The organism is Achromobacter sp. SX5, from assembly GCF_056711425.1.
Map to the genome: position 1 here is coordinate 3,732,259 of NZ_CM160041.1, position 12,620 is coordinate 3,744,878.

Genomic DNA, 12,620 nt, shown 5'->3' on the forward strand with positions numbered 1-12,620 from the left:
AACTGCCGCTCGAGCACGACGACGTCGGCGAAACCGACCCGCTGTACACCGAGGCCGTCATGGTGGTGCGCCAGCACCGCCGCCCGTCCATTTCCCTCATCCAGCGCCATCTGCGCATTGGCTACAACCGCGCCGCCCACCTCCTGGAATCCATGGAGCTGGCCGGCCTGGTGACGCCCATGCAGTCCAACGGCAGCCGCGAGCTGCGCGCGTAAGGAGCCGCCATGCGAATCAACCGCATCACCATCGAGAACTTCCAGGGAGCGCGCGCCGTGGACCTGGATCTGCTCACGCCGGTGGCGTTCGTCGCCGGACCGAACGGCGCCGGCAAATCCAGCATCGCCGAGGCCGTGCGCCTGGCCTTCCTGGGCACGCCCGAGCGTGTCGGCCTCAAGAAGGAATTAGGCGCCCTGGTTACCGAGGGAACGAAGCTGAGCGCCGTGAGCCTGGACCTGGGCGTTGGCACCGTGGGGATCAGCCTGCCCAAGGGCGCCCAATCTGGCGAGGCGCTGGTGCCGCAGTCTCCCGCCCTGCCCTTCGTCCTCGCGCCCGATCGCTTCGCCGCGGCCAAGCCGGACGACCGCCGCACCCTGCTGTTCAGCCTGACGGGCGTGAAGGTCAAGCCCGACGATATCGAACGACGCCTGCTGGCGCGCGGCTGCGACGCCGCACTGGTGACGCAGATCAAGCCGATCTTGCGCAGCGGCTTCGCCGCCGGAGCGGAGCACGCCAAGCAGGAGGCCACCCAGGCCAAGGGCGCATGGAAGGCCGCCACCGGCGAACAGTGGGGAAGCCAGAAGGCCGAAGGCTGGTCCGCCGAAATCCCGCCGTTCGACGCAGCGGCCCTGGTGGGCGAGCGCGCGACGCTGGCCGGCGTCGATGCCAAGCTGGAACAGCATACGAAGGCCCTGGGCGCCCTTGAGCAAAAGGCGACCGCCTACGCAAACAGCCAGCACCAGCATGCAGCCCGCCAGGCCCTGGCCGCAAAGCTGCCTGCGCTGCGCCAGAAACTGGCATTCGACCTGGAGGAGCACAGCAAGCTGGTCGCCCGCGTGGAAGAACTGGAGGCCAAGGCCGGCACCGGGCCGCGCGTGGGGCTTGTGCACGCGCTGGCGGAATGCTTGAGCGAAGCATTCAACGCGCTGGCCGACGATCATTTCTCGGTGGATCTGCACGGCAAGTCGTTGGTTGCCCTCACACAGTACGAGCATCAATTCGGCAAGATCGGTACCGTCGGCGACGCCGACGCATCCGCCGCCCTGCCCAAGGCCATCGAGGCCCGCGACCTGATGGCGCGCAGCGTCGAGAACGACCGCCGAGATATCGCCGCGGCCGAAGCGGCAGCTGCCCAACTGCAGGACGAGGTCGCGCCCGAGGCGATCCAACCGGCGGACGTGGAAGCCGCCCGCGCCAAAGTCACCGCGCTGCGCGCCGAGCGCAAGGCGATCGACGACCGCGTGCAGGCGCTGCTGAACGCCAAGCAGGCCGCCACCAGCGCCGCGGAGCGCACCAGCAGCGCCGCTGGCTACCACGCCGAGGTGCTGGCCTGGCTGGCAATCGGTGACGCGCTGTCGCCCGACGGCATCCCGGGCGAGATCCTGGCCGAAGCCCTGCAGCCGTTCAACGCCAAGCTGGCCGATCTGGCCGACCTGGCGGGCTGGCGTGCGCCCGCCATCGGCGGCGACATGGGCATCACCTGGGGCGGGCGGCCCTACCGCCTGCTGTCGGAATCGGAGCGCTGGCGCGTGGATGCGCTGGTGGGCGCCGCGCTGGCCGAGATCTCAGGCCTGCGCTGCCTGATCCTGGACCGCTTTGACGTCCTGGATCTGCCGGGCCGCGGCGATGCGCTGGGCCTGGTCGACGCCCTGGCCGACGAGCGCAACTTCGACACCATCCTGCTGCTGGGCACGCTGAAGGCGGCGCCGGCCGCGCCGTCCGAAGCATTCACCGTTTGCTGGATCGATCAAGGGCACGCCGGTCCGGCGAAGCTCAAGGAGGCCGCATGAGCACCATTCGCTACCACTCCAGCGAAATGCAGACGGCGCGCCGGATGACCGTCGAGCAGCTGCGCCTGCTTGGCGCGCCGCTGACGCGGTCCACAACCATCCACCAGATGGCCGAAATGATCGCGGAGCGCATGGGCTGGACGGCGCCGGCGTCGTCGCCCGAGGCGCTGTATCCGTTCCTGCTGCGTTTCCTGGATGCCCGGCGCGCCGGCGTCACGCCGCCGCCCTACCGGCCCATCGTCCGTCCGCCGGTGCGCTTCGACCTGGCCATGCGCACCATCGCGGCGCGCGCCGCGGCCGCCCAGCCGCACCTGACCCATGCCGCAAGCAACGTTGTCACCTGGAGAGAACTCGCAGCATGAGCTTTCACACCACTATCGCGCGCCTGCGCGAGGCGTCGTTTGCCGCACCCGCTGCCGGCGAGAACCCGAATACCTGCCGCGTCGGTCGGCAGGATCTGCGCACAGCGCTGCACGTCATCGACAGACTGGACGCCGACCTGCGCCAGGCCGGCACACTGGCCCACGGCACACTGGCCCACGGCGCGGTGGACGCCGCGCCGCGGGCGGTAAACGCTCCTGTCGCCAACTCGATCCAGTGGCCGACTATGCCCGCTTGTAAGGGGCAGTCGCCGGTACTGTTTGAGGATGGCTACGCCGAAGGATGGGCCAAGTGCATGGACGAATGCCGACGCGCGGTATCACAAGCACGCGCCCCTGTAGCCGGGGAGGCGGTTGCGTGGGAAATCCCGAATCCGCATCTGGGATCGGAACTCACGTCCCACAAAGCCCGCGCTGACGAAGCGCGCCGCCTCGGGCTCACAGTCCATGAGCTATTCCGTCATGCCGCGCCGCAGTCCAGCGAGGCGGCGCGCGATGCCTCGGATATGGACGACTTGCGCAGCCGCGTTTTGGCGGCAATCCATGACTGCGCTGCCCTGACGCCTGAAGATGATGAAAGCTGGGACGAGTGGTACTGCGCGGCGTTCGACCTGTTGGGCTCGCGAGTCGGCGAAATTTTTCGCGTCGCCCTGTCCGCGCAACCGGCAGACAAACCGGCAACGCCGCGTGCCGCGCCGGCCCCCATGCCGCGCCAGCAGTGCGTTTGCCGCCTGGCCGAAACCGGCAATGCGCACACGGACGGAGGTGCCGTTTATGAATAAATCCATGCCGCGCACCGGCTCCAGCGTGGCGTCCGCCCGCACCTCCCTGACCCAAGGAATGATTCAAAAAAACAGCAATATGGCCAACAATGCACCATTAATGGATCAAACGCGCTGTGCGTCGGTGCCGCGCGAGCGCCCCATCCTGTTCAACGGCGCCATGGTGCGCGCCGTGCTGGCCGGCGACAAGATCCAGACGCGGCGGACGAATGGGCTGGAGTACTTCTCCCGCCCTGAGAACGACCCCGACGGGTGGTTGTGCGCCCGGGTCGAGGACGGCCATGCCTACATGGTTTACAAGAACTCACCGCACGAGCGCGCCGTGCGCTGCCCCTACGGCCAGCCCGGAGACCGGCTTTGGGTGCGGGAAACTTGGCAACACGCCAATCACCCGTTCGGCCCGTACCAGGACCACACGCCTGTTTTCTACCGCGCCGACTACCTAGATGATCCGCACGGGCCCGACGGTGAACTGTCGCCAGAAGGTAGGTACCGCGAATGGCGTCCGAGCATTCACATGCCGCGCGCCGCCTGCCGCCTGGTGCTGGAAGTCGCGCGCATGCGCGTCGAGCGCCTGCAGGCCATCAACCACATGGACGCGCTGGCCGAGGGCGTCGGCCTGAACCCCTCCGCAGCAGATGTGCGCATGCCCCTGCGGGCCGGCGAATCGCTGCCGCGCGCCATGTTCCGCGCACTGTGGGAGCAGATCAACGGCGCCGAGGCATGGGCGGCCAATCCCTGGGTGTGGGTGGTGGAGTTCCGCGCCCAAGGCAACACCGACAAGAAGGAGAAATGATGGCACACGCAGCCCAACACCAAGCACCGGCCGCGGCGCCGAAGTTGCTGTATCGAATCGCCGACGTGTCGCACGCCGTCGGCCTGTCCAGGACGGAGATTTACCGGCGCATCAAGGCTGGCAGCTTCCCGAAGGGAACGCTCATCAGCCCCCAGGTTGTGGTCTGGAATCCCGATGATATCCGTCGCTGGGCCGAAAAGCAGTTTGTACCCTCAGATGTACCCCCAGGGAACAAATAAACCACCCCCATCCCCCGAGAGCCGCGCCAGTCGCGGCTCTTCTATTTTCGGCGGATATTCCCGGTAATAGCAGCCGATCCAGCGGTTCGACCGCAGCGCGTGGTAGGACTGGGTGTCGAGGGCGCCCCAGCGTCCGTCGGGGCCGAGCCAGGTGAACCCGCGGCGCCGCAGTTCGTGCCGATGCAAGGGGCAGCGCGGACTGACCACCCACGGATTGCGGCGCGTGGCGCTACGGCTGTCGAGGAAACCGTAGCGCGCCACGGCCTGTTCGACCGCCGGCCGCAGGCCGGACCGGCGCGTGGCCAGTCGGCGTTCGACATAACCCGGCCAGCCGTCGGACAGCAGGCGCAGCGACAGGGCCGGCGCGGCATCCGCCGCGGCGGCCTGCGGAAAGTTCGCGGACAGCACCTTGCGCATGATGCGCTCGCGGGAACGGGGCAGCTCGGCCACGGCCGTGGCGGCCGCGGCCTCCAGCACCTGCCGGACGATGCGGTCGTGCCGGCCGAATGCGTCGGCAAGCCGCTCTTCGGCCCCCGGCACGGCCCGGGCCGCGCCATAGGCCAGCCCCATGTCGGGGCCGAACAGCATGGCGATCAGGCCGGCCGGCGGATTGGCGCGCAGGCGCTGCGCCTGCATCTTGCGGGCATACCGGGCCGAGGCCGCCAGCGTGACCAGATGCGCCATCGCCACCTGATGGGCGATCTGCGTGCGGTTGGCGTAGGCCAGCGCATTGAGGGTGCGCGCCTGTTGCAGCGCGCCGCTGTATGCCGCGGCGTCGGCGGCGTGCGTGAGCCGGGCCCGCGCCTCCACGGTCTGCCCGAGGTTGTACAGGGCCACGAGAGCTGCCGCGCCCAACCCCGCCACCAGCAGCCCCAACACCAGGGCCTGGCCTTGCTGGCCAGGCAAACGCGCGCGGCCGGGCCGGGTCATTTGGCGTCCGCGGCGTTGCCGGTAAAGGACTTCAAGGAACGCGCCTTGGTCTGCGCAGCCGCTTTTTTCGCCGCCTGCCGCGCCGCGCGCGATTCCGTGCCGCCGTTTTCGCCGGCGAGCTCGCGCGCCATGGCCGCCGTCTGCGAGCGCACGACCTGGCCGAAATACTGGTACACCGCAATCGCCGCCACGGCGACCAGGGCCACGACCACGATGTATTCGGTCATGCCCTGGCCCAATTGACGCTTTCGATATCCCGACATATCCGTTCTCCGGCACGTGAAAGTAGGCTTCAGTGTCGGTTTGCGGACCGGAGGCGACAATTCGCGGATGCCGAGGCGGGCAAAAGCGTCACCGGCGGCTTGACGGCTCGGCAGCGCCCGCCGGACGATGTTGTAACCCTTTAATATTCAAGGGTTTTCCCTATTGCCCGACCCTCCGGGCGGCAGTAGATTGGAATTGCCCGGTTGTCTGACACCCATCGCGTGCGAAACCGGGCAGGAGCGCTCCAGACTCACCATGAGCTGGGGCGCTCTTCCATTTCCGGCCCCGGGACCGGAAACAGACGGGGCGCCCCGGCAGGCGCCCCGCCGCATTGCTTCCAGAATGGATTATTTGTGGCTGCGCGACTGCCGGTCCATGGAGTGCTGGATGCCTTCTTCTTCGAGTTTCTGCTGCTGGAGTATGCAGTTGTCGTACGCCGGGCTGGATCTGGCGATTCCGAGGGAATCGCATTTGCGCCTGTAGTTTTCGGCTTCCATCTCATCGAGCGCAGCGCATCCGGCAAGCAGTGAGCCTGCGACGAGGAAACCCGGCAGCAATTTAATACGCGAAGCCAACGCCATCATTCTGATTTCTCCCTTTTTCCGTTGAAAAAATAAGAACGGTTCACCCGCGACAGCGCCGTTGCGCATGCGCTTGTCGGGAATCCAGGGTATCCCTTGGAACCTGGGCCGATTGTCACACAACTATGTGTCCGCAATGCTGGCCGCTCAAGAATCCGTCAAACAGCATGATTTCGACAGTGCGCCGGAAAAGAAGAATGCTTGGCGGATGAACGCATAAAATAATAATTGCCCGCTATTTTTCAGTATTGACACTTATTGGCGAGTTAGCAGAAAACGATCGAAATTGCGATGCGCTCCTTACGGCGGGGCAAATTGCCGCGAGACCCTACCGTATTATTTATTCGCCCGGTTCAAGGGTATGAAAATCGAGCATTCTGCTCTGTCAATAGGAGTCATCTGAAATGGTTCGCAAGTTTTTTGCAAGCGTTGCGGTAATCGCAGCTTTCTCCGCCGGTAGCGCGTTTGCGCAGGAACCGGCCGCCACGCACAATGAATTGGCAAGCCACCACCAGCAGCAGGCTGCCCATCACAGCCAGCAGGCTGCGCATCATCATCAACAGGCTGCGCACCACCATCAGCAGGTGCAGCATCACCAGCAGAAGGCCGAGCACCACGCCAAGCAGGCGCAAGCGGCCAGCACCGCGAAGAAGTAACGCTACGCGCCGCATTACCCCGTTCCGCAATACCGAGCCATTGCGGACGGGGCTTTACCCATGCTGTATTTCGATACCTCCAACTGCCATGAATCGCGGTTCGGAGGCATCGCGTTTCATGGAGTTAATTTGCACGCTGGATGATTGAGCGCGCCTGCGGATCATATTAAGCTCATGGTCCACCACTGGGCGGAAGTCGGTAGTTTCACGCCTGTCGCTATCGTCGTTCAGATATTGCACATGAACAAAAACATACTGGAAGAATTTCCGCAGGCCTGGGGCCCTTCGTACTTGCTGGGCAGGGGCGCATTGGTGCACGCCTCGATTCATCCGAATGAACACCGCTCGACCGCGAGTTCCCACTATTTCATGAATTTCCTGACACCGGTGCCGCAGCGGGCGCTGGCGTTGAATTCCGATCGAGCGGAATTCGGCTTCACCCGCGCCGGATGCCTGGAGATAATCCCGCAGGGCTCGGACTATTCCTCTCAGTGGGGCGCATACAAAGAGTGCGTTTTCATCGCCGTGCCGGACGAGCACCTGCGATCGCTTGCCTGGAAAGAAGAACTCGATAATGCCGTGGAATTCGCGGCGCCGGGCATCGGGCATGTGGACGAGTATGCCAATCAGATTTCGCGCAGCATGCTGCGCGAGGCGCAAAGCACCGATCTCGGCCATGGAGAGTGCCTGGACGCGCTTTGCACGCTGTATCTGGTGCATATGCTGCGCCGCTACACGTCCCGCGCCCACGATGGCGCCGGCCGGCCGACCGGGGGATTGCCGCAAAGAAAATGGAAAATGATCAATGACTACATCCAGGCGAATCTCGCGCAACGCCTGACCCTGGAATCGATGGCGGAACTCGTCCATCTTTCGCCCAGTCATTTCGCCCGGGCATTCAGGCAGACCACGGGGCTGCCTCCGCACCAGTATGTCCTGCAGATGAGATTGATGGCGGCCAGGAACCTGATGCAGTCCACCCGCTCCTCCCTGGGCGAAGTGGCGCGGCTGGCCGGGTTCGCCAACCACAGCCACATGTCGGCGTCGATCCGCAAGGCGTGGGGCTTGACGCCGTCCCAGGCGAGAAAGCGGCTGCGCGCGGGATAGCGCCCCGGCGGCGATCATTTTTCTTGCCGCAACCGGAGAATTGGCCCGATACTGAACCGCCTGTCTTCAGTTTGTCCGCAGACCGCTTATCGGAATCCCGGAGGAGCAACATGAACGACAAACCCGCCATCATTCTTGTCCACGGCTTCTGGGGCGGCGCGGCCCACTGGAGCAAGGTCATACTCGCGCTTTCGCGCAAGGGCTACCGCGATCTGCACGCGGTCGAAATGCCGCTCACCTCGCTGGCCGACGACGCCGAGCGCACGCGCAAGATGATTGCGCAGCAGACAGGTCCCGTGCTGCTGGTGGGCCATTCTTACGGCGGCGCCGTCATCACCGAGGCGGGCAACCAGCCGAACGTGGCCGGGCTGGTCTATATCGCCGCCTTCGCGCCGGACGCCGGCGAAAGTCCCGGCGGCATCACGCAGCGGCATCTGCCGGCGGCCGCGCCCAACCTGGCGCCCGACAGCGACGGCTATCTGTGGCTGCGCGCCGACAAATTCCATGAAAGCTTCTGCCAGGACCTGTCCGCCGACGAGGCGCTGGTGATGGCGGTGACCCAGAAGGCGCCGCTGGCCTCGACCTTCGGCAATAACGTCTCCGACCCGGCATGGAAGCACAAGCCGTCCTGGTATCAGGTGTCCAGCCAGGACCGCATGATCGCGCCCGAGAACCAGGTCTGGATGTCCGGCCGGCTGGACGCCCGCGAAGTGGTGACGCTGGAAGCCAGCCACGCCTCGCTGGCATCGAAAGCCGAGGACGTGGCCGCGCTGATCGACAGGGCGGCGTCGGCATAGCCCGCCGCTTCAGTCGCGCCCCGCTTCCCACAGCTTGCGGGCCAGGCCTGCCGGATCGGAGAACATGACCTGGTGGCTGCCGGGCATGTGCACCACCCGGCACGGGAAAAGCCGCTCGGCGAAACGCGGAAACCAGGCGTACCGGCCGGGCGGCATGGCCACGTCGGCCTGCGCGTTCAAGTAAGTCCTAGGCACCTCCAGCTGCTCGAAGGTCTTCAACGGCACCTTGTCGGTCAGCATGCGATACGGCTCCGGACTGAGCAGGCCGTAGGTATGCCGGGCCACGGCCAGGCCGGCGTCGCCGATGAAACTGTCGCGCCAGACGTGGAACGGCAGCGTCACGGTGTTGTCCGGGCTGCGCGCGGCGATTTCATCCATCATGCGGTTGTAGGCCGGCGGCGAGACGTCGGCGATGCTCTCGCCGTCGCGCAGCACGAAGGCGTTCCAGTAGACCAGCCGGCGCAGGCGCTGCGGCACTTCTTCGGCGACGCGGGAGACGACGCTTCCGCCGAAGCTGTGCCCCACCAGCACGATGTCGCGCAGCTCGTGCTGGCGGAGGTAGTCCACGATGGAGCGCACGCCGTCGGCGTGCGATACCTGCCTGTCGGCATGGGCGCCGTGTCCGGCGACGGTGGGCGTGTGCACGCGGTGCCCGGCCAGCCGCAGATGCTCGGCCACCGGCGCCCACAGGCCGCCGTCGTGCCAGGCGCCGTGAATCAGCACGAAGGTGTAGCTGTCGTTCATGGTGACTCCAGTCAGAAGGTCTGCAGCGGCGCCAGCGCCTCGAAGCGTTCGACATCCGGCATCTCGCCGACGCTGGCGCATTCGCCGTCCGCGTTCGCGCCGAAGCGCATGATGCGCGGCGCGGCCAGGCCGGGCGCCGGCGGCAGCGCCGGCCAGGCGGGCAGGCCCGCGCCGGACGGCTCGCCCGCGCGCACGAAGTTGATGAGCATGGTCCGCATCGCCAGCGACAGGCGTTCCACCTGCGCCCCCGCGCCCAGCTTCGGCCGGTAGAACGGATGGCCGTGCGTGCCGAACCAGAACGGCACGTCGGCATTGTGCGGCGTGCCCCGGGCCGGCGCGGCCAGGGGCTGGGCGAACTCGTAGTAGTAGACCGAGCCGTTGCCCGCGGCGGCGGCCGCCTGCGCGATGCGCCAGGTCGGATAGCGGTACGCGGCGTCGCTCTGGAGCGCGATCAGCACCTCGCCGGGCGAACGCGCCGCGCGGCCCTGCGGGTCGAAGGCGGCCAGCAACTGCGCCGCGTCGATGCGCGGCGCGCCGCCCGCGAACCGCAGGCGCAGCAGCCGGTCCACGGCGGCATGCAGCGCGGCCTTGCCGTCCGGAAGCGGCGGCGTCAGCTGGCCGTCCTGCAGCGGGTCGTACAGGTCCAGCGTAAAGCTGCTTTCGGTACGCGTATTGCCGATGAGCATGGGCTTGTCGGCCAGCGCGCGGGCGCCGGGCCAGGCGGCCACGACGCTGCCGTCCAGCGCGGGCCAGCGGCGTCCGTGGCCGGTGCGCGTGCGCACCTCGTAGCCCGCGAAAAAGGCCGCCTCGCCCTGCGTCAGGTCGCGCGCGGACAGATGCCGCAGCCCCGGCACGGTCGTGCCGAAATGCGCGGCCAGGTCTTCCACGTACACGGCAAGATCCTCGGCCGTGGCCACGTCGGGAGGCGCGATATGCGGCACGCTGGCCAGCACGAGCCGGGCGAAGCGCGGGGCCGTGTCCGGATGCTGCGCCAGCAGGCAGGCGCTGACGGCGCCCGCCGACTGGCCCATGACCGTGATGTGGTCGGGATCGCCGCCGAACGCCTCGATGTTGGCATGCACCCATTCGAGCGCGCGGGCCTGGTCCTGCAGCCCCCAGTTCGCCTGCGCGCCCGTCAGCGGATCGCGCAGGGCGGGATGGGCGGCGAAGCCCAGCATGCCGAGCCGGTAGTTGGGCGCGACCACGACGATATCGCCCTCGGCCGCCAGCCGCGCGCCGTCGGCCAGCGGCAGCCCGTTGCTGCCCGTGACGAAAGCGCCGCCGTACAGCCACAGCAGGACCGGACGCTTGCGGCCGCCGTCATTGGCGCCGGCCCCTTCGGGCGTCCAGACGTTGATGCCCAGGCAATCCTCGTCGGTGCGCTCGGGCACCGGATAGATCCAGTTGACGATGCCCGCGACGGTCTGCGGCGGCGCCGCGCCGGCCAGCCCCGCCTCGCGCACGCCGGCCCAGGGCCGCTCGGGCCGCGGCGAGCGGAAGCGGCCGGCGCCGGTGGGCGGCTCGGCATAAGGAATGTTCAGGAAACGGTCGACGCCGCCGGCGCGACGCCCGGCCAGCCTGCCCGAGGGCGTGTCCTGCACGCGGGTTCGCGCGCCGTCGGCATGTGTGTTCATGGTTCTCCCCTGCCCTGGCGGGCGCCGGACGCCGGCGGCCCTGTAGCCGTCGACAGTAGCGTCCGGCATGGCGCAAGGCACCTGCCTCGATGGATAGGCGGCACGCGGCCTATCGAATCGGCGGGGTGACGCGCCCGGGGCGGGATGTCAAGTTGGCCGCCGCAACCGGTCGCGGCGCGGCCGGGCGATTTCCTCCCTTCATCCAGTACGGAGATTCACATGACTATGCAGCTCGACGAGCGCTACCTGCCGTTGATCGGCGGCAGCTTCCAGGCGCGCTCGGACGCCTGGTTCGACGCGATCGATCCCGCCACCGGCGCGCATCTGGCGAAGATCGCGCGCTGCGGCGCCGACGAGATCGACGCCGCGGCGCGCGCGGCGCGCGAGGCCCTGCCCGGCTGGCGCGCCACGCCCGCGGCCGAACGCGCGCAATGCCTGCTGCGGCTGGCCGACGCCATCGCCGCCGACATCGACAGGCTGGCCGAAATCGACGCGCGCGACATCGGCCGCCGTCTCGCCGAGACGCGCATGGATCACCAGTTCGCCATCAGCCAGTACCGCTATTTCGCGGCGGCCGTGGTCACGATGGAAGACTTCGGCGGCCCCACGCCGAACGGGCATTTCATCGCCATGCGCGAGCCCATCGGAGTGTGCGGCCAGATCATTCCGTGGAACGTGCCGGCCATCATGACGGCCTTCAAGCTGGCGCCCGCCCTGGCCGCCGGCAACACGGTAGTGCTCAAGCCCGACGAGAACGCGTCGCTGTCCACGCTGGTGCTGGCGCAGAAGCTGGCCGATATCTTCCCGCCCGGCGTGGTCAACGTGGTGCCGGGTTTCGGCGAGGAAGCCGGCGCGGCGCTGACCGCGCATCCGCATATCGCCAAGATCGCCTTCACCGGCAGCAGCGAAATCGGCCGCGTGGTCGCCACGGCGGGCGCGCAGCGCCTGGTGCCGGTGTCGCTGGAACTGGGCGGCAAGAGCCCGAACATCGTGTTTCCGGACATCGAGGACCTGGACGCCGTGGTCGACAATGCCGCTTTCGCGGCGACGTTCTGCAACGGACAGTCGTGCCTGGCCGGCACCCGCCTGTTCGTGCACGACGACATCTACGCGACCTTCGTCGACAAGCTGGCCGCGGGATTCTCGCAGCTGCGGGTCGGATCGCCCGTGGCCGCCGACACCCAGCTCGGTTGCCTGGTTTCGGCCAAGCAGGGCCAGCGCGTGCTGGACTACATCGACGTCGGCCGCCGCGAGGGCGCCCGGCTGCTGGCCGGCGGGCGGCGGGTGGAGGTGCCGGAGCACGGGCATGGCTATTTCATCGCGCCCACGCTGTTCGAGGCGACCAACGACATGCGCATCGCGCAGGAAGAGATCTTCGGGCCGGTCCTGTCGGTGATCCGCTGGAACGACTTCGACCGCATGATCCACGAGGCCAACGACGTGCGCTACGGCCTGGCCGCCGGCATCTACACCAGCAACCTGAAGCACGCCCTGCGCACCGCGAAGGCGCTCGACGTGGGCTCGGTCTGGATCAACCAGTACGCCAACCTGATGAGCGGCGCGCCGTTCGGCGGCAACAAGGACAGCGGCATCGGCCGCGAGGTCTGCCGCGAAACGCTGCACATGTACAGCCACCTGAAAACGGTCGCCCTGTCGACGGAGGTGCCGGCTCCCTGGTATCTGTGATACGCGCCGACGATGTTG

Annotated in this window: 15 protein-coding genes; 9 read left to right on the top strand and 6 right to left on the bottom strand. The window is 67.5% G+C overall.

The window, feature by feature from the left end; translation table 11 throughout:
* Positions 1-59: 59 nt before the first annotated feature.
* From AC1M14_RS17530 to AC1M14_RS17555, 6 genes are read left to right on the top strand one after another with little or no spacing between them, the layout of a single operon-like run.
* Positions 60-215 carry a DNA translocase FtsK gene (locus AC1M14_RS17530; protein WP_479731818.1) on the top strand — a complete coding sequence of 52 codons (156 nt, stop codon included), beginning with the start codon at positions 60-62 and terminating at the stop codon, positions 213-215.
* 9 nt (positions 216-224) lie between these two features.
* Positions 225-2,006, top strand: coding sequence for an AAA family ATPase (locus AC1M14_RS17535; RefSeq protein WP_479730165.1), 1,782 nt, complete (start codon positions 225-227; stop codon positions 2,004-2,006).
* Positions 2,003-2,368 (top strand): hypothetical protein, encoded by a 366-nt coding sequence (locus AC1M14_RS17540; RefSeq protein ID WP_479730166.1) that lies wholly within the window; start codon positions 2,003-2,005, stop codon positions 2,366-2,368. Before AC1M14_RS17535 ends, AC1M14_RS17540 begins: the two co-directional genes overlap by 4 nt.
* On the top strand, positions 2,365-3,168 hold the full coding sequence (locus AC1M14_RS17545; RefSeq protein ID WP_479730167.1) for a hypothetical protein: 804 nt from the start codon (positions 2,365-2,367) through the stop codon (positions 3,166-3,168). Before AC1M14_RS17540 ends, AC1M14_RS17545 begins: the two co-directional genes overlap by 4 nt.
* Positions 3,161-3,964 (top strand): hypothetical protein, encoded by an 804-nt coding sequence (locus tag AC1M14_RS17550; RefSeq protein WP_479730168.1) that lies wholly within the window; start codon positions 3,161-3,163, stop codon positions 3,962-3,964. The genes AC1M14_RS17545 and AC1M14_RS17550 overlap by 8 nt, the downstream gene beginning before the upstream one ends.
* A complete protein-coding gene (locus AC1M14_RS17555; protein WP_479730169.1) occupies positions 3,964-4,203 on the top strand; it encodes a helix-turn-helix transcriptional regulator in 240 nt (79 codons plus the stop codon). Before AC1M14_RS17550 ends, AC1M14_RS17555 begins: the two co-directional genes overlap by 1 nt.
* On the opposite strand, the gene AC1M14_RS17560 is transcribed toward AC1M14_RS17555, so the two are convergent.
* From AC1M14_RS17560 to AC1M14_RS17575, 4 genes are all read right to left on the bottom strand, one after another.
* Positions 4,177-5,133: a hypothetical protein gene (locus AC1M14_RS17560; protein ID WP_479730170.1), complete on the bottom strand. Its 957-nt coding sequence runs from the start codon at positions 5,131-5,133 to the stop codon at positions 4,177-4,179. The two genes, AC1M14_RS17555 and AC1M14_RS17560, sit on opposite strands and share 27 nt — an antisense overlap.
* On the bottom strand, positions 5,130-5,396 hold the full coding sequence (locus tag AC1M14_RS17565) for a hypothetical protein (protein ID WP_111827260.1): 267 nt from the start codon (positions 5,394-5,396) through the stop codon (positions 5,130-5,132). Before AC1M14_RS17565 ends, AC1M14_RS17560 begins: the two co-directional genes overlap by 4 nt.
* A 348-nt stretch (positions 5,397-5,744) precedes the next feature.
* Positions 5,745-6,047, bottom strand: a complete 303-nt coding sequence (locus AC1M14_RS17570; RefSeq protein ID WP_479730171.1) for a hypothetical protein — start codon at positions 6,045-6,047, stop codon at positions 5,745-5,747.
* A 326-nt stretch (positions 6,048-6,373) separates the two neighbouring features.
* Positions 6,374-6,649 carry a hypothetical protein gene (locus tag AC1M14_RS17575; RefSeq protein WP_146748022.1) on the bottom strand — a complete coding sequence of 92 codons (276 nt, stop codon included), beginning with the start codon at positions 6,647-6,649 and terminating at the stop codon, positions 6,374-6,376.
* A 225-nt stretch (positions 6,650-6,874) separates the two neighbouring features.
* On the opposite strand from AC1M14_RS17575, the gene AC1M14_RS17580 reads away from it, so the two are divergent.
* Together AC1M14_RS17580 and AC1M14_RS17585 are read left to right on the top strand one after the other, a co-directional pair.
* A complete protein-coding gene (locus AC1M14_RS17580; RefSeq protein ID WP_479730172.1) occupies positions 6,875-7,741 on the top strand; it encodes a helix-turn-helix domain-containing protein in 867 nt (288 codons plus the stop codon).
* Positions 7,742-7,851: 110 nt separating this feature from the next.
* Positions 7,852-8,538, top strand: a complete 687-nt coding sequence (locus tag AC1M14_RS17585) for an alpha/beta hydrolase (protein WP_102771704.1) — start codon at positions 7,852-7,854, stop codon at positions 8,536-8,538.
* 9 nt (positions 8,539-8,547) lie between these two features.
* Here the strand turns inward: AC1M14_RS17585 and AC1M14_RS17590 are convergent, their stop codons facing one another.
* Positions 8,548-9,282: an alpha/beta fold hydrolase gene (locus tag AC1M14_RS17590; RefSeq protein WP_479730173.1), complete on the bottom strand. Its 735-nt coding sequence runs from the start codon at positions 9,280-9,282 to the stop codon at positions 8,548-8,550.
* A gap of 11 nt (positions 9,283-9,293) precedes the next feature.
* Positions 9,294-10,916: a carboxylesterase/lipase family protein gene (locus AC1M14_RS17595; protein WP_479730174.1), complete on the bottom strand. Its 1,623-nt coding sequence runs from the start codon at positions 10,914-10,916 to the stop codon at positions 9,294-9,296.
* 219 nt (positions 10,917-11,135) lie between these two features.
* Between AC1M14_RS17595 and AC1M14_RS17600 the strand changes: the two genes are divergently transcribed.
* A complete protein-coding gene (locus AC1M14_RS17600) occupies positions 11,136-12,602 on the top strand; it encodes an aldehyde dehydrogenase family protein (RefSeq protein ID WP_479730175.1) in 1,467 nt (488 codons plus the stop codon).
* Positions 12,603-12,620 lie beyond the last annotated feature (18 nt).